This window comes from Cohnella baijiui, from assembly GCF_020731285.1.
Taxonomy (GTDB): Bacteria; Bacillota; Bacilli; order Paenibacillales; family Paenibacillaceae; genus Cohnella.
Genome location: NZ_JAJFOW010000453.1, coordinates 1 through 219 on the forward strand (window position 1 = coordinate 1; position 219 = coordinate 219).

Here is a 219-nt window from a genome sequence, read left to right on the forward strand (position 1 = left end):
TTTACATTCGAGGTGATCTAGTATGGCAGTTACAGCGGAGAAGATTTTTGTTAATTTGCCGATTAAAGATCTGGATAAGTCTGTCGAGTTTTTTACTAAAATCGGTTTTGAATTCAACCCTCAATTTACTGATCAAAATGCAGCGTGTATGGTTATCAGTGAGCATATCTTTGTCATGTTATTGGTTGAACCTTTTTTCAAAACATTTACCAAAAAAGA

Annotated in this window: 1 protein-coding gene; it reads left to right on the forward strand. The window is 33.8% G+C overall.

The window, feature by feature from the left end; genetic code table 11:
• Positions 1-22: 22 nt before the first annotated feature.
• Positions 23-219 (forward strand): VOC family protein (locus LKX83_RS33360; protein ID WP_370639194.1); only part of this gene is annotated, 197 nt, incomplete at its 3' end.